16 protein-coding genes are annotated in these 20460 nt (G+C 74.1%); 7 read left to right on the top strand and 9 right to left on the bottom strand.

Going from position 1 to position 20460, the window contains the following annotated elements; translation table 11 throughout:
* Nucleotides 1-15: 15 nt before the first annotated feature.
* The gene (locus ABME01_RS06525; protein WP_353827663.1) at nucleotides 16-591 is read right to left on the bottom strand and encodes a histidine phosphatase family protein; all 576 of its coding nucleotides are present in this window, start codon (nucleotides 589-591) and stop codon (nucleotides 16-18) included.
* Between the two features lie 68 nt (nucleotides 592-659).
* A complete protein-coding gene (locus ABME01_RS06520) occupies nucleotides 660-1439 on the bottom strand; it encodes a Sir2 family NAD-dependent protein deacetylase (RefSeq protein WP_353827662.1) in 780 nt (259 codons plus the stop codon).
* A 150-nt stretch (nucleotides 1440-1589) separates the two neighbouring features.
* On the opposite strand from ABME01_RS06520, the gene ABME01_RS06515 reads away from it, so the two are divergent.
* Both ABME01_RS06515 and ABME01_RS06510 read left to right on the top strand, forming a co-directional pair.
* A complete protein-coding gene (locus tag ABME01_RS06515; RefSeq protein WP_353827565.1) occupies nucleotides 1590-2396 on the top strand; it encodes a TrmH family RNA methyltransferase in 807 nt (268 codons plus the stop codon).
* A 14-nt stretch (nucleotides 2397-2410) separates the two neighbouring features.
* Complete coding sequence (locus ABME01_RS06510) at nucleotides 2411-3727, top strand: D-alanyl-D-alanine carboxypeptidase family protein (protein WP_353827564.1); 1317 nt, start codon at nucleotides 2411-2413, stop codon at nucleotides 3725-3727.
* Between the two features lie 49 nt (nucleotides 3728-3776).
* Here the strand turns inward: ABME01_RS06510 and ABME01_RS06505 are convergent, their stop codons facing one another.
* Entirely contained in the window at nucleotides 3777-4574 is a 798-nt protein-coding gene (locus tag ABME01_RS06505) for an SGNH/GDSL hydrolase family protein (protein WP_353827563.1), read from the bottom strand.
* Nucleotides 4575-4676: 102 nt separating this feature from the next.
* Between ABME01_RS06505 and ABME01_RS06500 the strand changes: the two genes are divergently transcribed.
* Together ABME01_RS06500 and ABME01_RS06495 are read left to right on the top strand one after the other, a co-directional pair.
* Complete coding sequence (locus ABME01_RS06500; RefSeq protein ID WP_353827562.1) at nucleotides 4677-6500, top strand: DEAD/DEAH box helicase; 1824 nt, start codon at nucleotides 4677-4679, stop codon at nucleotides 6498-6500.
* A 61-nt stretch (nucleotides 6501-6561) separates the two neighbouring features.
* Entirely contained in the window at nucleotides 6562-8043 is a 1482-nt protein-coding gene (locus ABME01_RS06495; protein ID WP_436407408.1) for an MFS transporter, read from the top strand.
* On the opposite strand, the gene ABME01_RS06490 is transcribed toward ABME01_RS06495, so the two are convergent.
* Nucleotides 7986-9224 (bottom strand): trans-sulfuration enzyme family protein, encoded by a 1239-nt coding sequence (locus ABME01_RS06490; protein ID WP_353827560.1) that lies wholly within the window; start codon nucleotides 9222-9224, stop codon nucleotides 7986-7988. The two genes, ABME01_RS06495 and ABME01_RS06490, sit on opposite strands and share 58 nt — an antisense overlap.
* A 108-nt stretch (nucleotides 9225-9332) precedes the next feature.
* Here ABME01_RS06490 and ABME01_RS06485 point away from each other — a divergent pair, with 108 nt between their 5' ends.
* Both ABME01_RS06485 and ABME01_RS06480 read left to right on the top strand, forming a co-directional pair.
* A complete protein-coding gene (locus ABME01_RS06485) occupies nucleotides 9333-9809 on the top strand; it encodes an Lrp/AsnC family transcriptional regulator (RefSeq protein WP_353827559.1) in 477 nt (158 codons plus the stop codon).
* A 165-nt stretch (nucleotides 9810-9974) separates the two neighbouring features.
* Nucleotides 9975-11066 carry a VIT1/CCC1 transporter family protein gene (locus ABME01_RS06480; protein ID WP_353827558.1) on the top strand — a complete coding sequence of 364 codons (1092 nt, stop codon included), beginning with the start codon at nucleotides 9975-9977 and terminating at the stop codon, nucleotides 11064-11066.
* A gap of 50 nt (nucleotides 11067-11116) precedes the next feature.
* Here the strand turns inward: ABME01_RS06480 and ABME01_RS06475 are convergent, their stop codons facing one another.
* Both ABME01_RS06475 and ABME01_RS06470 read right to left on the bottom strand, forming a co-directional pair.
* Nucleotides 11117-11986, bottom strand: coding sequence for a DUF3097 domain-containing protein (locus ABME01_RS06475; protein WP_353827557.1), 870 nt, complete (start codon nucleotides 11984-11986; stop codon nucleotides 11117-11119).
* A 57-nt stretch (nucleotides 11987-12043) separates the two neighbouring features.
* Nucleotides 12044-13204 carry an MFS transporter gene (locus ABME01_RS06470; RefSeq protein WP_353827556.1) on the bottom strand — a complete coding sequence of 387 codons (1161 nt, stop codon included), beginning with the start codon at nucleotides 13202-13204 and terminating at the stop codon, nucleotides 12044-12046.
* 198 nt (nucleotides 13205-13402) lie between these two features.
* Between ABME01_RS06470 and ABME01_RS06465 the strand changes: the two genes are divergently transcribed.
* On the top strand, nucleotides 13403-14461 hold the full coding sequence (locus ABME01_RS06465; RefSeq protein WP_353827555.1) for a DUF998 domain-containing protein: 1059 nt from the start codon (nucleotides 13403-13405) through the stop codon (nucleotides 14459-14461).
* Between the two features lie 33 nt (nucleotides 14462-14494).
* On the opposite strand, the gene ABME01_RS06460 is transcribed toward ABME01_RS06465, so the two are convergent.
* Genes ABME01_RS06460 through imuA' form a run of 3 tightly spaced genes read right to left on the bottom strand, consistent with a single transcriptional unit; the run spans nucleotide 14495 to nucleotide 20297 of the window.
* Nucleotides 14495-17932 carry an error-prone DNA polymerase gene (locus ABME01_RS06460; RefSeq protein ID WP_353827554.1) on the bottom strand — a complete coding sequence of 1146 codons (3438 nt, stop codon included), beginning with the start codon at nucleotides 17930-17932 and terminating at the stop codon, nucleotides 14495-14497.
* Complete coding sequence (locus ABME01_RS06455) at nucleotides 17932-19503, bottom strand: DNA polymerase Y family protein (RefSeq protein ID WP_353827553.1); 1572 nt, start codon at nucleotides 19501-19503, stop codon at nucleotides 17932-17934. The genes ABME01_RS06460 and ABME01_RS06455 overlap by 1 nt, the downstream gene beginning before the upstream one ends.
* Nucleotides 19500-20297 (bottom strand): DnaE2-dependent mutagenesis accessory factor ImuA', encoded by a 798-nt coding sequence (gene imuA' / locus ABME01_RS06450; RefSeq protein ID WP_353827552.1) that lies wholly within the window; start codon nucleotides 20295-20297, stop codon nucleotides 19500-19502. The genes ABME01_RS06455 and imuA' overlap by 4 nt, the downstream gene beginning before the upstream one ends.
* Nucleotides 20298-20460: the final 163 nt, after the last annotated feature.

Below are 20460 nucleotides of genomic sequence, written 5' to 3'. Positions count from 1 at the left end.
CCACGGGGATCGCGGTCACGCCGTCGCGGACGGCTCCTCGGCCGGCAGTGCATCGGTCGCGACGAGTTCGAGCACGCCGTGCGCGACCCGAACGACGTGCAACGAGCCGTTCGCGACCGCGCCGCTCGGCAGCGCGGCCCGATCGAGCAGGTGGAGCAGCACCGACTGGATGACACCGCCGTGCGTCACCGCGACGACCGAGCCGCCCGGGTGCGCCGTGGCGAGCGCCGCCAGCGCAGGGACGGCCCGCGCGACGACGGCGGTCCGCGCCTCCAGCCCCGCGATCGGCACTGCGCGGGCCTCGACCCGGCGCCGCTCCGCGACGGTGAGGCCTTCGAGGGCGCCGTGACGACGCTCGGCGATCCCGGCCTCGATGACGGGCCCCTGCAGGCCGAGCCGGCCCGCGATGATCGAGGCGGTCTCCGCGGCGCGGGAGAGCGGGCTCGTCACGATTCCGGACCACGGACCGCGGGAGGCGAGTCGTGCGGCCGCCAGCCGGGCCTGTGCGCGACCGGTCGCGTTCATCGGAACGTCGGTCGATCCCTGGATGCGGCCCTCGCGGTTCCAGTCGGTCTCGCCGTGACGGACCATCACGATCGTCACCCCATCGGTCGGATGCGGACCCGGGCCGTCCCCGGGACGGGACGGGAGGCGGTCCGTCACCGCAGGGCGCTCGCCATCGCGGTCAGCGTCTCCGACGCGCCAGCGTCGAGCTTCACCGTCGCCCGGCTGTCGCCCTTCGTCATGCCGCGGTTCACCACGATGATCGGCACCCGTCGACGCCGCGCGATCTCCAGCAGCCGTACCCCCGAGTTCACGACGAGCGAGGACCCGGCCACCAGCAGCACGTCCGCGCGCTGCACGAGTGCCGCCGCGGCCCGGTACACGGGCGTGGGCACGAACTCGCCGAAGAACACCACGTCGGGCTTCAGGATGCCGCCGCACACCGTGCACGACGGGATCACCATCGCGTCGACGTCGTCGACCTCCACGTCGCCGTCGGGCGCCGGCCGGATCGCGACGTCGAGGTCGACATGCGGATTCAGCTCCGCGAGCCGGTCGGCGACCGACTGGCGCGCGAACATCTGCCCGCAGCTCAGGCACACCACGCGATCGGAGGCGCCGTGCAGCTCGACGACGTGGGTGCTCCCGGCCCGGCGGTGCAGCCCGTCGACGTTCTGGGTCACCACGCCCGACACGACCCCTCCGGCCTCCAGGCCCGCGAGCGCGCGATGCCCGTCGTTCGGCCGAGCAGAACCGAAGCTCCGCCACCCCAGGTGGCTGCCCGCCCAGTACCGCTTGCGCGCCGACTCCGACGCCAGGAACGTCTGCACGGTCATCGGCGTGCGCACCGGGGCGCCCTCGCCGCGATAGTCCGGGATGCCCGAGTCCGTGCTCACGCCCGCGCCGGTGAGCACCGCCACGCGCGAGCCGCGCATGAGGCGGATAGCCTCGTCGAGCAGCACATCCGACGGCGCCGGCGCCTCGAGCCCAGTGACCACGAACGTCTCCCTTCGACGGTGCTGCGATTCTAGACATGCGGCTTTTCCGGCATGTTTCCGCCGACCGCGCGAGAACCGGGAGGACCCATGCGCATCGAACACGTCACGGACGCGGCATCCGACGCCGTCGCCGACTACGCGCGCCTGACCGACGTGGCCCTGCGCAGCATCACCGAACCCGAGCGCGGCATCTTCATCGCCGAGTCCGCGAAGGTCATCCGGCGGGCGATCGCCTCGGGATGCACGCCGCGGTCGGTGCTCATGGAGGAGAAGTGGCTCGCCGACCTCGCGCCGCACCTCGAACCGTTCGACATCCCCGTCCACCTCGCCGACGCGGCGGGCCTCGAGGCCATCACCGGGTACCGGGTGCACCGGGGTGCGCTCGCCGCGTTCGAACGGCCCGCGCTGCCCGACCCGGGCGAGCTGCTCGCCGACGCGCGCCGGGTCGTCATCCTCGAGGACATCGTCGACCACACGAACGTCGGCGCGATCATCCGATCGGTCGCCGCCCTCGGCGCGGACGCCGTGCTGGTGACCCCGCGCTGCGCCGACCCGCTGTACCGGCGGAGCGTGCGCGTCTCGATGGGCACCGTCTTCCAGGTGCCGTGGACCCGCCTGCCCGACTGGCCGGAGGCGCGCGCCCTGCTCACCGCCCACGGGGTGCACGTCGCCGCCCTCGCACTCGCCGAGGACGCGGTCACGCTGCGCGCACTCGCCGACGATCCGCCGGCGAAGCTCGCCCTCGTCCTCGGCGCCGAGGGAGACGGCCTGTCCCGACGGGCGCTCGATGCCGCCGACACCATCGTGACGATCCCGATGGCGCACGGGGTGGACTCCCTGAACGTCGCCGCTGCCGGCGCCGTCGCGCTCTACGCGCTCACCGAGGCCGGTTGAGTATCCTGCAACGGATGTCCCGAACGCCCCAGCCCGCCCCCGCCCGCCCCGCCCGTCCGTCCGCCGCGGTCTACCGCCGTCGTCGCATCGTCGTGTTCGGCGCGCTGGCGACGGTGCTGCTGCTGCTGCTCGGCGGCGGGCTGTACGCCACCTCGGCGCTCGGGGCGCCCATCCCGACCGCACGGCCGACCGTCGACGACCCCGCGCCGATCACGCCCGAGGCGCCCGCCCTGGAGCAGCCCGGGTTCGGGACGTGGGCGGTCGGCGCGGTGGGCTTCGACGGACTCATGGCGGCCGGCGGCGAGCAGACGCCCATGCCGATGGCGAGCATCGCGAAGGTCATCACCTCGCTCGTGATCCTCGAGGAGCACCCGATCGGCGAGGGCGAGGGCGGCCCCGAGATCGCGTACACCGACGCCGACGTCGACATCTACTGGGACATGGTCGCCCAGAACGGCTCGGTCGCGCCCGTCGTGGCCGGGTCGTCGCTCACGCTGCGGGAGAGCCTCGAGGCGATGATGCTCCCCTCGGGCAACAACTACAGCATCTCGCTGGCGAACTGGGCGTTCGGATCGGTCGACGCGTACGTCGCGCGCGCGGGCGCCTGGCTGGCCGACCGCGGCCTGACGCAGACCGCGGTGGTCGACACGAGCGGACTGTCGCTGCAGGACGTGAGCACCGCCGCCGACCTCGTTCGGCTCGGCGAGCTCGCGCTCGAGAACCCGACGCTCGCCGACATCGTCTCGACGTCGTCGGCGCAGATCCCCGAGCTCGGCACCCTGGTCAACTCGAACAAGCTCCTCGGCACGCACGGCGTCGACGGGATCAAGACGGGCACGACCGACGACGCGGCCAACCTGCTGTTCTCGGCCGACGTCCCGGTCGCCGACACGACGGTCACCCTCGTCGGGGTCGTGCTCGGCGGCGACACGCACGCGCTCGTGCGCGACGCGGTGGCCGGACTGATCGACTCCATCGCACCCGGCTTCCACGAGGTGCAGGCGCTCGAGGCCGGGCGGCCGCTCGCGGCGTACGCGACGCCGTGGGGCGACGCGGCCTCGGCGCGCGCCGCCGACGGCGCGACCGTCCTCGTGTGGGGCGACACGCCCGTCGACGTCGCGGTCGAGGCCGAGCCGCTTCGGCTGGCCGACGAGGGCGACGAGGTGGGCACCGCGGTGGTCACGGCCGGCTCGGAGGTGATCCGCATCCCGATCGTGCTCGACGCGTCGATCGACGACCCCGGTGCCGTCTGGCGCCTGACGAACCCCGGCGGGCTCGACGAGGGCGTCGCGGCGGACCCGCCCACCCCGCGTCCGACGCCGGCCGGCTGACCCGGGTCGCGGTGCGTCGGACGCCGCCGGGCGGGACGCCGCCGGCGGGTCAGTCGGACTCGGTCGGCCGCGAGGCGAAGGGACCCGCCTCGGGTCGCTTGGCGGTGACGGTGTCACCCGACGACTGGTGGCGGATGCGGCGGATGACCCAGGGCACGAGGTACTCCCGCGCCCAGGAGAGGTCCTCGACGCGCGCATCGCGCCAGGACCGCTCGGGCAGGGGCTCGGGTTTCATCGGCTCCAGGTCGTTCTCGACGTTGAGGGCCCGGAGCACCATCCGCGCCACCTCGTGGTGGCCCAGCGAGTTCAGGTGGAGCCGGTCGCGATCCCACATCCGCTGGTCCTGGATCTCGGCGAGCGCCCACTGGTCGGCGACGAGGCAGTCGTGCTTCTGGGCGATGGCGCGGAGGTTCTCGTTGTAGATCGCGACCTTGCCGCGGATGCCGCGGAAGACGGGGGAGAAGCCGACGTCGACGCCCGTGAAGATCACGATCGTGGCGCGGTCGCGCGCCAGCCGCTCGATCGCGTACTCGAACCGGGCCGAGATCTCGTCGGGGTCCGTGCGGGGGCGGATGACGTCGTTGCCGCCCGCCGAGATCGTGATGAGGTCGGGGCGCAGTTCGAGGGCCGGCTCGACCTGCTCGTCGATGATCTGCTGGATCAGCCGGCCCCGGATCGCGAGGTTGGCGTAGGCGAAGTCGTCGCTGCCGCGGGAGAGCACCTCGGCCACCCGGTCGGACCAGCCGCGGTGGCCGCCCGGCGCCTCGGGCTCGGGGTCGCCGATGCCCTCCGTGAACGAATCGCCGACGGCGACGTATCGCGACCATGGGTGTTGCTGGGTGACCATCCCCCCATTCTGCACAGGTCGGCGGCCCGCCCGGGCGCGTCGTCCACGGCCGCACCGCCGCCGGGCCGAACGTGTCGGCCGGCTCGACTACAGTGCTGCAGAGTGAGTACAGCGACCCCCTCCGGCGCCCACCTGCCGGGCACCTCGGCGGCCGAGCACCTCTCACCCTCGTTCCCGGCGCGTGCGCCCTGGGGAACGGCCTCGAAGCTCCGTGCGTGGCAGGCCGAGGCGCTGGACCGGTACTTCGAGACCGAGCCGCGCGACTTCCTCGCCGCCGCCACCCCGGGTGCCGGCAAGACGACGTTCGCGCTCCGCCTCGCCGCCGAGCTGCGCGCCCGCGGCACCGTGGACCGGGTGACCGTGGTCGCCCCGACCGACCACCTGAAGCGTCAGTGGGCCGATGCGGCGGCCCGCGTCGGCATCCGGCTCGACCCGGGGTTCCGCAACGCGCACGGGCGCACCGCCCGTCACTTCCACGGCGTCGCCGTGACGTACGCCCAGGTCGCGGTCCGCCCTGCGCTGCACCGCGAGCTCACGCTCTCCGGGCGCACCCTGGTCATCCTCGACGAGGTGCACCACGGCGGCGACACGCTGTCGTGGGGCGATGCGATCCGCGAGGCGTTCGAGCCCGCGGCGCGGCGGCTCTCGCTGACGGGCACGCCGTTCCGCAGCGACACCGCACCGATCCCGTTCGTCGACTACGCGCCGGACGAGCAGGGCGTGCGCCTCTCGCGCACGGACTACGACTACGGGTACGGCCGCGCCCTGCAGGACGGCGTCGTGCGCCCCGTGCTGTTCATGGTCTACGCGGGGAACATGCGGTGGCGCACCAGGGCCGGCGACGAGATGGAGGCGCGCCTCGGCGAGGACGCGACGAAGGACATCCACTCCGCGGCCTGGCGGACGGCGCTGGAGCCGACCGGCGAATGGATCCCGTCGGTGCTGCAGGCGGCGGATCGCCGGTTGTCGGAGGTGCGCCACGCCATCCCGGACGCCGGCGGGCTCGTGATCGCGACCGACCAGTCCACGGCGCGCGCCTACGCCGAGATCCTCCAGCGGATCAGCGGGGAGAAGGTCACCGTCGTCCTCTCGGACGAGAAGGAGGCGTCCAGCCGGATCGAGGAGTTCTCCTCGGGCACGAGCCGGTGGATGGTCGCGGTCCGCATGGTGTCCGAGGGCGTCGACGTGCCGCGGCTCTGCGTCGGCGTGTACGCGACGAGCTCATCGACCCCGCTGTTCTTCGCGCAGGCCATCGGCCGGTTCGTCCGTGCCCGGCGTCGCGGCGAGACCGCATCGGTGTTCCTCCCGAACGTCCCGGTGCTGATGGCCCTCGCCGGCGAGCTGGAACGGCAGCGCGACCATGCGCTCGACCGGCGCTCGGGCGACGAGGACGACCCAGGGCTGGAGGACGGCCTCCTCGAGTCGGCGAACCGGGAGGAGAAGGCGTCCGACGAACTGCAGGACGAGTTCACCTGGCAGGCGCTCGGCTCGGACGCGACCTTCGACCGGGTCGTCTACGACGGGACGGACTTCGGCACCTTCGCGGAGCCGGGCAGCGACGAGGAGCTCGACTTCATCGGCATCCCGGGCATCCTCGAGCCCGAGCAGGTGTCCGAGCTGCTGCGCCACCGGCAGGCGCGGCAGGCGCGACGCGCGAACGACCGTCGACGTCACGCGGCGTCGACCGTCGACGCGCCGGCCGACGACGGCGCGGCCGAGCCCGTCGCGCTCTACCGCACGCTGAAGGAGCAGCGCACCCTCCTGAACAGCCTCGTCGGCCTCTACGCCCGGCAGTCCGGGCAGGCGCACTCGCTCGTGCACGCCGAGCTGCGACGCGCGTGCGGCGGCCCCGAGGTCGCCCAGGCCACGGTGACGCAGCTGCAGTCGCGCATCGAGCTGCTGCGGCGCCGGCTCTCCGGACGCTGACGCGGATCCCGGCGCGTCCGGCCGATGGATCGCGACGAGCTCCTCGACGCCCCGGCGTAGCATGACCGGCATGGACCGCCGCACCCGCGTGCTCGTCGTCGCGATCGTCGTCGCGTTCATCGCGTTCCTCGACGGCGCGGTGATCAACATCGCGCTTCCGGCCATCGAGGCGGAGCTCGGGGGCGGCCTCACCCTGCAGCAGTGGGCGGTGGACGCCTACCTGCTCACGCTCGGCGCATGCATCCTGCTCGCCGGGTCGCTCTCCGATTCGTTCGGGCGGCTCCGCATCCTCCGCATCGGACTGTACGGCTTCGGCGCGACCTCGATCGTGTGCGCGGTGGCGCTGGACGGCACCACGCTCGTGATCGCGCGCGCGCTGCAGGGGGCTGCGGGCGCACTGCTCGTGCCGAGCTCGCTCGCGATCATCATCGCGACCTTCCCGTCCGCGGAGCAGAGCCGTGCGATCGGCCGCTGGACGGCCTGGACGACGGCGGCCTTCATCGTCGGGCCGATCCTCGGCGGTGCGCTCGTCGACCTCGGCTCGTGGCGCCTGGTGTTCGCGATCAACGTGCTGCCGATCGCCGTCGCGCTGGTGATGATGCGCGCCCTGGGGCGGGACGAGGCGGTCGAGCCCCGCGCCCGGGTCGACTGGCTCGGCGGAGCGCTCGGGATCGTCGGGCTCGGTGGCACGGTGTTCGCGCTCATCGAGCAGGGGCGGCTCGGCTGGACCGATCCGCTCGTGCTCGTCCCCGGCATCGTCGGGCCGATCGCGCTCGTGGCGCTCGTGCTCTGGGAACGGCGGGCGCCGGCGCCGATGCTGCCGCTGTCACTGTTCCGTGCGCGGAACTTCGCGGTCGGCAACCTCGCGACGTGGTTCATCTACGCCGCGTTCACGCTCGGCCTGTTCGCCCTGCCGATCTTCCTGCAGGAGGTCGGCGGCTTCTCGGCGACCCTCGCCGGCGTCGCGACGCTCCCGCCCATGGCGATGCTCGTGCTCCTCGGTTCGTGGTTCGGCACCCTCGGCGGGCGCTACGGACCGCGGTTCTTCATGGCCGCCGGGCCGATCGTGGTCGGGCTCGGCTACCTGCTCACGCTGACGGTCGACGTGCCGGTCGAGTACTGGTGGCAGGTCTTCCCGGGCGTCCTGGTCGTCGGCCTCGGCATGGCCATGACCGTCGCGCCGCTGACCGCGGCGATCCTGGGCGCCGTCGACCCGTCGAGGGCGGGCATCGGCTCCGCCGTGAACAACGCGGTCGCGCGCATCGCGGGGCTCGTGTCGGTGGCCTCGATCGGGGTCATCGTCGCCGGCGAACTGGACGTGGCGGGGTACCACCGCGTCGCGATCGTGCTCGCGGTGCTGCTGGTGGTCGGCGGGATCGTGTCGTGGATCGGCATCCGCAACCCCGACACGGACCCGTCCGACGCGGGGCCCGGCGCGGGGGAGGCGACGACGTCGGCACCTCCGCCCGCACCCGGCGAGTCCGGTCAGGCCCGGGCGTCCGCGCCCGACTCCGCGAGCTCCGAGGATCGCCCGAGGTCCTGAGCGTCCGAGGCCGCATCGAGCGCGGCCATCAGGTCCGCCGTGAGGTCGTCGACGTGCTCGAGACCGATGGAGAGGCGGACCACGTTGCCGTCCGGCTTGGCGTGGGACGCGACCGGGCGGTGGGTGAGCGAGGCCGGGTGCTGCACGAGCGAGTCGACGCCGCCGAGCGAGACCGCGTGGGTCACGAGCCGGCAGGCCTCGGTGAAGCGGCACGCCGCGTCGTATCCGCCGGCGAGCTCGAGCGCGATGATCGAGCCCGGCCCGGCGAGCTGTCGGCCGAGCAGCCCGTTCGGGTCCTGGCCGGGAAGGCCCGGGTACCGCACCCGCGCGACCGCGGGGTGGGCCTGCAGCCGGGTGGCCAGTTCGGCGGCCGTCTCCTGCTGCGCCCGCACGCGGATCGGGAGGGTGCGGATGCCGCGGTGCAGCAGGTAGGCGCCCATCGGATGCAGCAGGCCGCCCGTGAGCGCCCGCACGCGGCGGAGTCGTTCGACCCACTCGATCGGGCCGGCCACGACACCGCCCATGGCGTCGCCGTGGCCGCCGAGGTACTTGGTCGCGCTGTGCAGGACGAGCGTGGCGCCGTGCTCGATCGGGCGCTGCAGCACGGGCGTGGCGAACGTGTTGTCGACGAGCAGGGGCACCGTGCCCGCGGCATCTGCCGCTCGCCGGATGTCGATGAGCTCGAGGGTCGGGTTCGCGGGCGTCTCGATGACGACGAGCCCCGTGTCGGGGCGGATGGCCCCGGCGATGCCGTCGACGTCGGTCCACGTCACGCTCGTGCCGAGCAGGCCGCTCTCGAGCACGTGGTCGCTGCCGCCGTAGAGCGGTCGGACGGCGACGACGTGCGGCGTGCCGTCGCCGGTCGCGGCGATGAGCGTCGCGGCGAGCGCGGCCATGCCGCTGGCGAACGCCACCGCTCCCTCGGCGGCCTCGAGGTCGGCGAGCGCGGTCTCGAACCGCGCGACCCCGGGCTGCCAGAGCCGCTGGTACACCGCGGACCGCCCCTCGGTCAGGCAGCCGCCCGTCGCGAGCTCCTCGTAGGACAGGCCGCCGTTCTCGACGTCACCGAGCGGGTTGGTCGTGGAAAGATCGATCGACGGCACGTGCGAGCCCTGCTCGCGGATGCCCTCCATCCCGGAGTGGACGGCACGGGTCTCGAGGTTGGACGACGGTGTCAACATGCGAGCAGATTACAGAATCTGTCACCCGTTTGGGGATAGTGCGCAGATCCTGCATTGTCTGGCAGAATCAGTGAAGAATCTGCGAGTCAACCCGAGGGGAATCCGATCATGGCGCAGAAGCCCGAACTCGACCGCGTCGATCGCGCGCTGCTCACCGCGCTCTCGGCCAACGCCCGCGCCTCCGGCGCCGCCCTCGCCGCGGAGGTGGGGGTCGCGGAATCCACGGTATCGCTGCGACTGCGCCGGCTGCAGAGCCTCGGCACCGTGCGCGGCTACCGGGTCGACGTCGACCTCGCCTCGCTCGGCGTGTCGCTCCAGGCGCTGATCGCGGTCCGGCTGGTCAAGCACGACCGCAGCGAGATCGACGCGTTCCGAAACGCCGTCCCGCACCTGCCCGGCGTCATCGGCGTGTTCCACATGGCCGGCGCCGAGGACTACCTGCTGCACGTCGCCGCTCGCGACGCCGAGGAGCTGCGCGAGTTCGTCCTGGCGCACCTCACCGGCCACCCGGCGGTCGCGCACACCGAGACGAACCTGATCTTCGAGCACGCCGAGGGCGACGGCTGGCAGAAGCTCGTCGGCTGAATCCTCCCGGGTTCGGGCGTCCGAAATGCTGCCAATTCCGCCTCGCGACCGGGATCGGCCACGGGTTCGCACTAGCCTGTCCGAGGCCCGATCGGGCCGCCACGCGACGAGGCGGACGCCCTCGCTCCGACGGACGACCGGGTGCCCGCCACCGGATGGAGCAGCATGAGCCCCGAGCCCACGGCGACCGCAGCGGACCGCACCCGCTGGAAGCGGTACCTCGCCGACGAGCGCGCCGAAGCCGCCGTCTACCGGGAGCTCGCCGCCCGGCGCGAAGGCGAGGAGCGCGAGATCCTGCTGGCACTCGCGGCCGCGGAGGGCCGCCACGAGGCCCACTGGCTGCGGCTGCTCGGGGGCGACGACCGCGCCATCCCGCGCGCCGACCTGCGCACCAGGATGCTCGCCGGCCTCGCCCGCCGCTTCGGATCGATCTTCGTGCTCGCCCTCGCCCAGCGCGCGGAGGCGCGCTCGCCCTACGCGACGGACCCCGACGCGACCGCCGCCATGGCCGCCGACGAGCGCATCCACGGCGAAGTCGTTCGCGGTCTCGCCGCACGCGGCCGACGGCGGCTCGCCGGCACCTTCCGGGCGGCGGTCTTCGGCGCGAACGACGGCCTGGTCTCCAACCTCGCCCTGGTGCTCGGCATCGGCGCGACCGGGGTCCCCGCACCCGTCGTCCTGTTCACCGGCATCGCAGGGCTGCTGGCCGGCGCGCTGTCGATGGGCGCGGGGGAGTACGTCTCGGTCCGGTCCCAGCGGGAGCTGCTCGAGGCGTCTGCCCCGGACCCGGGCGCCCGCGAGGCGCTCGGCGACCTCGACCTCGACGCGAACGAGCTCGCGCTGGTCTACCGTGCGCGCGGCATGGCCGAGCAGGACGCCGTCGAGCAGGCCGCGCTCGTCCTCGCGCGCGTGCAGGCCGCCGAGCGCACGCCCGCGCCGACCGATGCGATCGGCACCCAGGACCACGACGACGAGGCGGTCGGCACGGGCATGAGCGCCGCGATCTCGAGCTTCCTCTTCTTCGCCTCCGGCGCGCTCATCCCGGTGCTCCCGTGGATCCTCGGCATGTCCGGCCTGCCCGCCATCGTCACCGCGACGGTGCTCGTGAGCATCGCCCTGCTGCTCACCGGAGCCACCGTCGGGCTGCTCTCGGGCGCCTCCCCGCTCAGGCGCGCGCTGCGACAGCTCGGCATCGGACTCGGCGCCGCGGCCGTGACGTACGTGCTCGGGCTCGCCTTCGGCGCCACGATCGCGTAGTCCGGCCGACCGGTGCCGGGGATGCTGCGGTGCCTCCCGCGGCCTGCACCTCAGTCGGCGGGCGCCGTGACGAAGTCGATCAGCTCCTCCACGCGGCCGAGCAGCGACGGCTCGAGGTCGCCGTAGCCGCGCACGCGCCCGAGGATGCGCTGCCAGGCCCTGGCGATGTCGGCCTGCTCCTCGTGCGGCCAGCCGAGCGCCGCGCAGACGCCGTGCTTCCACGAGGTGTCGCGCGGCACGACCGGCCACGCCTCGCGACCGATGCGCGCCGGCTTCACCGCCTCCCACACGTCGACGAAGGGGTGGCCGACGACCAGGACGTGACTGCGATGGCGTCCGCGCATCACCGCGTCCGCGATGCGCTGCTCCTTCGAGCCGGGCACGAGGTGGTCGACGAGCACGCCGACGCGCCTCCCGGGGCCGGGGGCGAACTCGTCGAGCACGTCGCCGAGCACGTCCACGCCCTCCAGGTACTCGACGACGACGCCCTCCGCACGCAGGTCCGCACCCCAGATCTTCTCGACCAGCTCGGCGTCATGCCGGCCCTCCACGAAGATCCGGCTCGGCAGCGCCACCTTCGCGGGCCGCCCCGCCTCCGCGGCGAACGATCCCGACGCGGTGCGGAGGCGGCCCTGCGGCGCCGCCGTCGGCGCGACGAGCCGGACCGGTTCCCCGTCGACCAGGAAGCCATGGCCGAGCGGGAAGATCCGGGTGCGTCCGTGGCGGTCCTCCAGGGTGACCGTCCGCTTCTCGACCGCCACGACCGCGCCGCAGTATCCGTCCGCGGCGAGCTCCACGACGAGGTCCCGCGCCGCGGGCACCTCGGGGATCGTCCGGCGGCCGGCAGCGCGCCAGTCGCCGGCGAGCACATCGTCGCCGTAGCGGTCGGGTCCGGATCGGTCATACGTCGCAGGTGGCACCGGACGAGGCTAGCGAACCCGGCACGCACCATCGCGGCGACACGTCGTCGCGCGGTGTCAGGCCCGGGCGGGCGCGCGGCGTGCCAGTCCGGCCGTCCAGCCGGCGCCGGCGAACGCGATGCCGGCGGCGAGGGCGAAGGCCCACGGGATGCCGAACGGCGCCGCGACCAGCCCGAGCGCGATGGGCCCGAGCCCGAGACCGAGGTCGAGCGCGGCGCTCGCCGTGCCCGACGCGATCCCGCGTTCGGACGGCGCCGCCGTCGCGAAGACCGCGGCGAAGAACGCGGGCGTCGTGAACGTGATGCCGAGCCCCATGAGGACGACCCCGACCAGCAGCCCCCAGCCGTCCTGCCAGGCCGCGGCCACCACCAGGCCGACGCCGATGAGCAGGAGCGAGCCGGCCGCGAGCGGGAGCGATGGGAGGCGGTCGGGCACCCTGGCGAAGGCGATACGGCAGACGACCACGACGGCCCCGTAGGCGAAGAGCGCGAGGCTCGGCGACGCGAGGCCGACGCGCTCCGCCCAGAGCGTCGCGAACGCCATGAACCCGCCGACCGCCACCAGCGAGCTGAGGAAGCCGATCGAGGCCGGGATCGCCGGGCGGTGCACGATGCGCAGGGGGGCTCCGACCTCGGGCGGGGCCGTTCGCGTCTCGCCGATCGCGAGCGCGAGCCCCACGGCGAGGACTGCGAGTGCGCCCCCGCCGAGCCACACCGCCGGGAACCCCCCGGCATCCAGCAGCGCCTGACCCACCAGCGGTCCGAACGCGATGCCGAGGTAGAGCCCGAGCGAGTTGTACGAGAGCGCCTCTCCCATCCGCGACGCGGGCGCGAGGTCGGCGAGTGCCGCGAACACCGACACGAAGAACGCCGCCTCGGCGACGCCCGCGAGGAGTCGGAGGCCGATGATCACGGCGAGGTCCTGCGTCAGCGCCAGCAGGAGCAGCGACGCCGCCGCCAGCAGCGCGCCGCCGACGAGCATCGGCCGTCTTCCGAAGCGGTCGGATGCCCGCCCCGCGAACGGCCGCAGCACGAGCGCCGACACGGCGAACACCCCGACCGCGATGCCCGCGGCCGCCTCGTCGCTGCCGACCGGTCCGGTGACGTAGAGCGGCAGGGCGAACAGGGCGAGCCCGGCGGCCGTGAAGTACGCGAGCTCGGCGACGGCGAGCAGGACGAAGGGCCGCGTGAAGAGCGGTTCCCGCGTCGTTCCGTTCATGCGGCGACCTCCTCGCGTCGCGTGCGCGTCGCGCGTCCGGGTCGTTGGTCAGCGTATCGCCGCCCGCACGCCGCCGCAGCGGGCCGGTCGCCGTGGCGCGGCCCGGCGCGGTACGGTGGCGCTCGGGGACCAGCCGGCCCGCGCCCCGTCCGAAACGGCGGCGGCGCGTGGCAGGGCCCTCGACGAGGGGAGGGAACCGTGTCGACCGACCGCCGGGCGACCTGGGAGCGGATCCTGGACTCCGAGCGCTCGCTCGAGTCGCTCGCGCTCGTGGCGGGCGCGGTGTCGTTCATCGCCGTGGGACTGATCGCGATCCCGGTGTTCCGATTGGGCGACGCTCCGATCTCCGGACCCGGCTCGATCGGGGAGTACGCGGCGGTGGCGAGCGCCGTCGTCGCGTTCGTCGTGTTCGTGCTCGGCCGGTTCAGCGTGACGGCGCGCGGGGGCGACCGGATGGGCGTGCTGGACGTGCTCGACGTCGTCGCGCTCGCCATCGCCCATGGCGTGATCGCGCTCCTCACGTGGACGCTGCTCTCGGTGATCCTCGAGCGCGCGTTCGTCGACGCGCCGGTCTTCGCCATCCCGCTGCTGGTGATCGCGGGATCCGCCGGCGCGGTCACCGCCTACGTGGTCTTCACCTCCGCGACGCACCTCGACCTCCTGCTGCTCGCCATCGTCCTCGCGGTCTTCCTCGTCGAGGGGATGCTCGCGAGCATGCTGACCGCGTCCGATCCCTACTGGTGGGCGGAGCACCTGAGCGCGCTCGGGATGACGAACGACCTCTCCGCGCGGGCGTTCAACCTGACGCTCATCGTGGCCGGGTTCATCGTGACCACGCTCGCGCGGTGGGCCACCTCGACCGTCTCGACGTCCCATCCGCACGGCCGTCGCAACGTCCTGGTCTGCCTCGTGCTCATCGGGGTCCTGCTGGCGGGCGTCGGGATCTTCCCGGTCGACACGCATTTCTGGATCCACACGGCCGCCGCGTCGGGGATGGCGGTGACGTTCTTCGTCCTCGTCGTCGCGCTCCGGCGCTGGGTCCCCGGCACCTCGCGGACGTTCCTCGTCGTGGGGTGGGCCTTCATGGCCGTGATCCTCCTGCTCGCCGTGTACTTCGCGGTCGGCCTGTACACGCTGACCGCGGTGGAGCTGGTGGCCGGCATCCTCGTCTTCACGTGGATCATCCTGCTCATCCGCAACGTCGCGGCCGTGGGGCTGGATGCGGGGCGGATCGCGCGGCCGGAGGCAGCGCCGTAGTCATGCTCGCGGCGCGCGTGGGCGGGACGCCGCTCAGCGGAAGTCGCGCGAGCGGTTGGTGGTCGACACGGTCAGCGCCTCGAAGCGGTCGGCGACGAGGTTGACGACGCCCTCGCGCGAGCGCTCCAGGATGCCGCGGACGACCATCGCGGGCGCCTCGCGTGCGATCCGGCGATAGCGCGACCACACGCCCACGCTCGCGATCACGTTGAGCGTGCCGGATTCGTCCTCGAGGTTCATGAACGTGATGCCGCTCGCCGTCGCCGGCCGCTGCCGGTGCGTGACGACGCCGCCCACCTCGATCCTGCGCCCGGACTCGGCCTCGTGGAGCCGGTCGATGCGCAGCGCCCCGCGGGCCTCCAGCCGGTCGCGCACGTGCCGGATGGGGTGGTCGTCCGGCGAGATGCCCGTCGCCCACAGGTCGTAGACCACCTGTTCGGCGTCGTTCAGCATCGGCAGCAGCGGGGGCTGCACGACGACGACGGCGCCGGGCAGGTAGTCCGCCCGGTCCTGCGCGGCCTCGCCCGCGAGCCAGAGCGCCTGCCGCGGCTGCAGGTCGAAGCACGCGAACGCGCCGGCCGCGGCGAGCGCCTCGAGCTGAGTGGCGTCGAGGTCGGCCCGGCGCGACAGGTCGGCCATGTCGCGGTACGGCCCGTGCTGCTCGCGTTCGGCCACGATCCGCTCCGCGACCGAGGCGCCGATGGAGGCCACGTCGGCCAGGCCCAGGCGCACCGCGAACGCCCCGTCGCGGCGGTGGTCGGCCGAGACGTCCGCCGCCTCCCGGTCGAACGGTCCCACCGGGGGCTGGGCGGCGTCGGCGCAGCCCGGCTGGCCGGTGGGGCGACGGATGCCGCCCGGCGCGAGCGCCTCGAGCCCGGCGTGCACGCCCGAGCGCGCGAGGTCGGGCCGGAGCAGCTCGACGCCGTGCCGCCGCGCGTCGGCGGTGAGCGTGTGCGGGGAGTAGAAGCCCATGGGCTGGGCCCGCAACAGCGCCGCGAGGAACGCGGCCGGGTAGTGCAGCTTCAGCCACGAGCTCGCGTACACGAGCAGCCCGAAGCTGATGGCGTGGCTCTCGGCGAAGCCGAAGTTCGCGAACGCCTCGATCTTCTCGTAGATCGCGTCGGCGGTCTCCGGGTCGATGCCGTTGCGCTCCATGCCCGCGTAGAGCTTCGCGCGCAGCTTCTCGATCTTCTCGACGCCGCGCTTCGAGCCCATCGCGCGGCGCAGCAGGTCGGCGTCGGCCGCGTCGCAGTCGCCGACCGCGACGGCCATCTGCATGAGCTGCTCCTGGAAGAGCGGCACGCCGAGCGTGCGCCGCAGCACCGGCTCGAGCTTCGGGTGCAGGTAGGCGACCTGCTCCTCGCCGGTGCGGCGCCGGATGTACGGGTGCACCGCACCGCCTTGCACCGGGCCGGGGCGGATGAGCGCGATCTCGACGACGAGGTCGTAGAAGCAGCGGGGCTGCAGGCGGGGGAGCGTGCCCATCTGCGCCCGCGACTCGACCTGGAACACCCCGATCGAGTCGGCCCGGCACAGCATGTCGTAGACCGCGGGCTCCTCCTTCGGGATCGTCGCGAGCTCCCACTCCTCGCCCGTGTGCTCGCGCACGAGGTCGAACGTGTACTGCAGCGCGGCGAGCATGCCGAGCCCGAGCAGGTCGAACTTGACCAGGCCCATCCACGCGCAGTCGTCCTTGTCCCACTGCAGGACGGTCCGGTTCTCCATCCGGGCGTGCTCGATGGGGCACACCTCGCCGACGGGCCGGTCGGTGAGCACCATGCCGCCCGAGTGGATGCCGAGGTGCCGCGGGAAGGTCAGCAACTGCTCGGCGAGCTCGACGACCGAGCCGGGGATGTCGTGCTCGTCGGTCTCGACGACCGAGCCCCAGCGCTCGACCTGCCGCGACCACGCGTCCTGCTGCCCGGTCGAGTAGCCGAGCGCCTTCGCCATGTCGCGCACCGCGCCCTTCGGCCGGTAGCTGATCACGTTCGCGACCTGTGCGGCGTTCTGCCGCCCGTACTTGCCGTAGACGTACTGGATGATCTCCTCGCGACGGTCGGAGTCGAAGTCGACGTCGATGTCGGGCTCCTCGTCGCGCAGCGATGACAGGAACCGCTCGAACGGCAGCTCGTAGTAGATCGAGTCGACCCCGGTGATGTCGAGCACGTAGCAGACCGCCGAGTTCGCCGCCGATCCGCGGCCCTGGCAGAGGATGCCGCGGCGGCGCGCCTCCTGCACGAGGTCGTGCACGATGAGGAAGTACCCCGGGAAGTCCTTCTGCTCGATCACGTCGAGCTCCTTCGCAAGCCGCTCGCGCACGTGGTCGGGCACTCCCGGGTAGCGCCGTTCGGCGCCCTGCCACGCGAGCTCGCGCAGCCACGACATGGGCGTGTGCCCCTCGGGGACCTCCTGCCGAGGCAGGCGCGGGCGGGCGCTGCGCAGCCGGAACGACAGGTCGCGCGCGAGCGTCACCGAGTGCTCGACGGCGCCGCCGTATCGGCCGAAGCGGGCGAGCATCTCGGCGCCCGAGCGCAGGTGCAGTCCGTCGGTCGCGGGCAGCCACCCGTCGAGCTCGTCGAGGCTGCGCCGCGCGCGCACCGCCGCGAGCGCGGACGCCAGCCGGTGCTCGCCGGGCGTCGCGTAGTGCACCGCGTTCGTCGCGAGCACGGGCACGCGCGCCCTGGCGGCGAGCGCGGCCAGGGCGTCGTTTCGCACCTGGTCGAGCGGGTCGCCGTGGTCGGTCAGCTCGATGACCACGTGGTCGCGGCCGAACAGCGCGACGAGCCGGTCGAGCTCGCGCCACGCGGCATCCGCCCCGCCTTCGCCGGCGAGCGCCCGGCGCACCGCGCCCTTGCGGCACCCCGTCGAGACGACCCAGTGCCCGTCGGCGCGCGCCGCGAGATCCTCCAGCTCGTAGACCGGCCGGCCCTTCTCGCCGCCCGCGAGCTGGCCGGCGGTGATCGCCGACGCGAGCCGGTGGTACCCCTCTTCCCGCGCGGCGAGCACGAGCAGGTGGTCGCCCTCGGGGTCGGCGGCGCCCATCTGCGGCTCGCTGAGCCCGAACGACAGCTCGGCGCCGTACACGGTCTCGAGCTCCGGGTACGCCTCGGCGGCCTCGGCGAAGCGCACGATGCCGTAGAAGCCGTCGTGGTCGGTGATCGCGAGGCCTGCGAGCCCCAGCCGGTGCGCCTCCTCGACGAGTCGCTCGGGGCCCGACGCGCCGTCGAGGAAGCTGAACGTCGAGTGCGCGTGCAGCTCGGCGTACGGCACGACCGGACCGGCCGGCCGGTCGTCGGCCTCGGGCGGTCGGTACGGATGCCGCTTCCGGCTCCAGGCCGGGCTGTCGCCCCCGTCGCCCAGCACGCTCGACCGCCCCGCCGACATGCCGTTCGGCCCGCCGCCCGGCCGCTGCCGGTCGGAGAGCCGCCGCTCGAGTTCGGACCACGGGATCTCCGGGTTGTTCCAGCCCATCAGTCGTACCTCGCCTCGGCCCACCAGCCCTCGTCGTCGCGCACGAGCAGCCACGCGCAGCCGTCGTGGTCGACCACCTGGAACCGGTGCACCCGACGGGCGCGCTCGGCGTCCCACCACCGCTCCACGACCGGCCACGGGCCCGCCCAGGCGCGCACGGAGGCCGCCTGCCCTCCCGCCACCGCGAACGACTCCGGTGCCGCCGAGATCGCCCCGCGCGCATCGACCGACACGGCTGCACCGCCGTCGTCGACGAGCACGACCGCCTGCCGGTCGCGGAACACGCTCGCCGGCGCGAGTGCGGGCAGGCTGCCCGGCCAGGGCGCCTCGCCGACGGTGCGCTCGGGCGCACGGTCGCCCCACGGCACGAGCACCTGGCGGTCGGCGAGCATGCGCCCGCCGCCGATCGCCGCGGTCACCACGCCCTCGTGCCCGAGCATGCTCTGCACGCGCGTGAGCCCGTGGTGCACGCGCTCATCGGGCCCGCCGCCCCACAGGCCCTCCTCGTGGTTGCCCGTGGAGTCGACGCGCTCGGGCACGACCCGCACCCGCACGATCGCGGCCTCGAGGCCGGTGTCGGCGGTGCCCGTGCCCTGCAGCTGCCAGCGCACCCGGTCGACGACGTCGGCCGGGGTGAACCAGTGCGGATGCAGCCAGCTCCGGCTCGAGTGCCCGCCCCGGTCGTCGTCGAGCTCGACGCGGATGCCGGTGCACACGAGTCGCCTCGCCCGCATCCGCTCGATGAACTCCTCGGCCCGCACGCGGAACGCGAACGCGAGCTGGTCGATGCGCTCCAGCGGTGGCTCGAAGTGCTGCTCCACCTCGAAGTCCGGCGGCGGGGTGCGCGGCGCCACGCGCGCCTGCTCGCGGCCCGCCGCCCGATCGTGCGCGAACGCACCGACCGCGCCGAACCGGCGTCGCACGTCCTCCTCCGGCAGCGCCGCGAACTCGCCGAGCGTGCGAACCCCGAGCCGGTGCAGCAGCGTCGTCGTGCGGGCATCGGCGACGAGGGACACGGGCAGCGGCGCGAGGAAGGCGGCCGAGCCGCCGGGTGCGACCACGTGCACGGACCCGCCCGCCGCATCCGGGCCCCCTCCGGCCGGGCCGGCCACGCGAGCCGCCTGCTCGGCTGCGAACGGACCGTCGCCGACGCCCACGCGCGCGCCGGCGACGCCGAGCTCCGCGGCAGCGGCGAGCAGGGCCCGTGCCGCGGCCTCCTCGCCGCCGTAGTAGCGTGCCGGGCCGCGCGCGCGCATCGCCAGCGTTCCCGGTCGCAGCACCTGCAGGCCCGGCACGATCGCCTCGATGCCGCGCACGACCGGCTCGAACGCGCGATGGTCGAGTGCCGCATCGTACGGCAGCACCGCGAGGGCGGGGGAGCGGTACTGCGCCTCGCGCAGCCGCAGTCCGCGCGTCACGCCGTCGCGGCGCGCGGCCGCCGAGCACGAGTGCACCTGGCCCGCCTCGGTGAGCGCCACGGGCCCGGCCGGGTCCAGGCCCGCCTCGCGGCACGCCGCGAGCACCGGCCAGTCGGGGCACCAGAGCACGATCGTGCGCACGGCCGCGCTCACGAGGCCCTCGCGGCGAAGTCGGGCCGGTGCACGACTCCGGTCGCCTCGGGGTCGGATGCCGCTGAGCCGAGGGCGCGCGCGGCATCCGCACCGATGGCGCCCGAGCCGGGCCGGGCCTCGTCGACCGCGGCGAATCCCAGGTCGCCCGCCGGAAGCCGGAGGCGCCGACGGCTGCCCCGGCCCACTTCGCCACGCCCCGTGACCCGGACCACGACCTCGCGCTCGGCGAGATGGCCGTGGCCGCGCTCGAGGCCCGTCCAGTCGCTGCGCTCGAGCTCGAGCCGCGCGTCGCTGCCGGGCCACGCGCCGTCGACCAGCAGCAGCGCACCGCGCTGGCGCAACCGGGCGGCGAACCGCGAGGCCTCGGCCGGGGCGAGCCGTCCAGCCGGACGCAGGGCGACCACGGGGATCACGTCGGCGAGCGCTGCGGCGACCGTCAGCCACTGCCGGCCCGGATCGGGCACGAGCACGAGCCGCTCGAGGTCGATGCCGAACCGGGCCGCCGCCTCGACGCCGAACTCTGGGATGCCCGCGACCGCGACCCAGCGCCCGCTGCGCGAGGGCCCCGCGAGCGCGGCCATCAGCAGCGTGATCGATCCCTCGACCTGCACCACCGCGCCCTCGCGGAGGGCCCCGCCCGGCAGTACCGAGGCGAGCGCCGGATGCGTCGGCACGGCCCTGGAGTCGAGCCTGGTGGACTGCATCCCGCGGATGCGGGCCTGCAGTTCCTCGACCCGTTCGATCCGCGCCTCCGGCGCCGCGGAGGCGGCCGGTGCGGATCGGGGAGCGGTCATCGTCACCCCTCAATGTTCGAACACATGTTCGAATACGGCAAGTCGTGGAGGCCACCCGTCCATGCCCCCGAGCGGGGGTCGAGTCCTCCGACGAGGCCGCTCCGTCGCATCCGGCTCGCCGCCGGCGTCGCCGCACCCGGGGTCGGTCGCCGGCTCGACCAGC

Source organism: Agromyces litoreus (assembly GCF_040496015.1).
GTDB classification, from domain to species: domain Bacteria; phylum Actinomycetota; class Actinomycetes; order Actinomycetales; family Microbacteriaceae; genus Agromyces; species Agromyces litoreus.
This window is presented reverse-complemented; position numbering and strand designations above follow the sequence as displayed.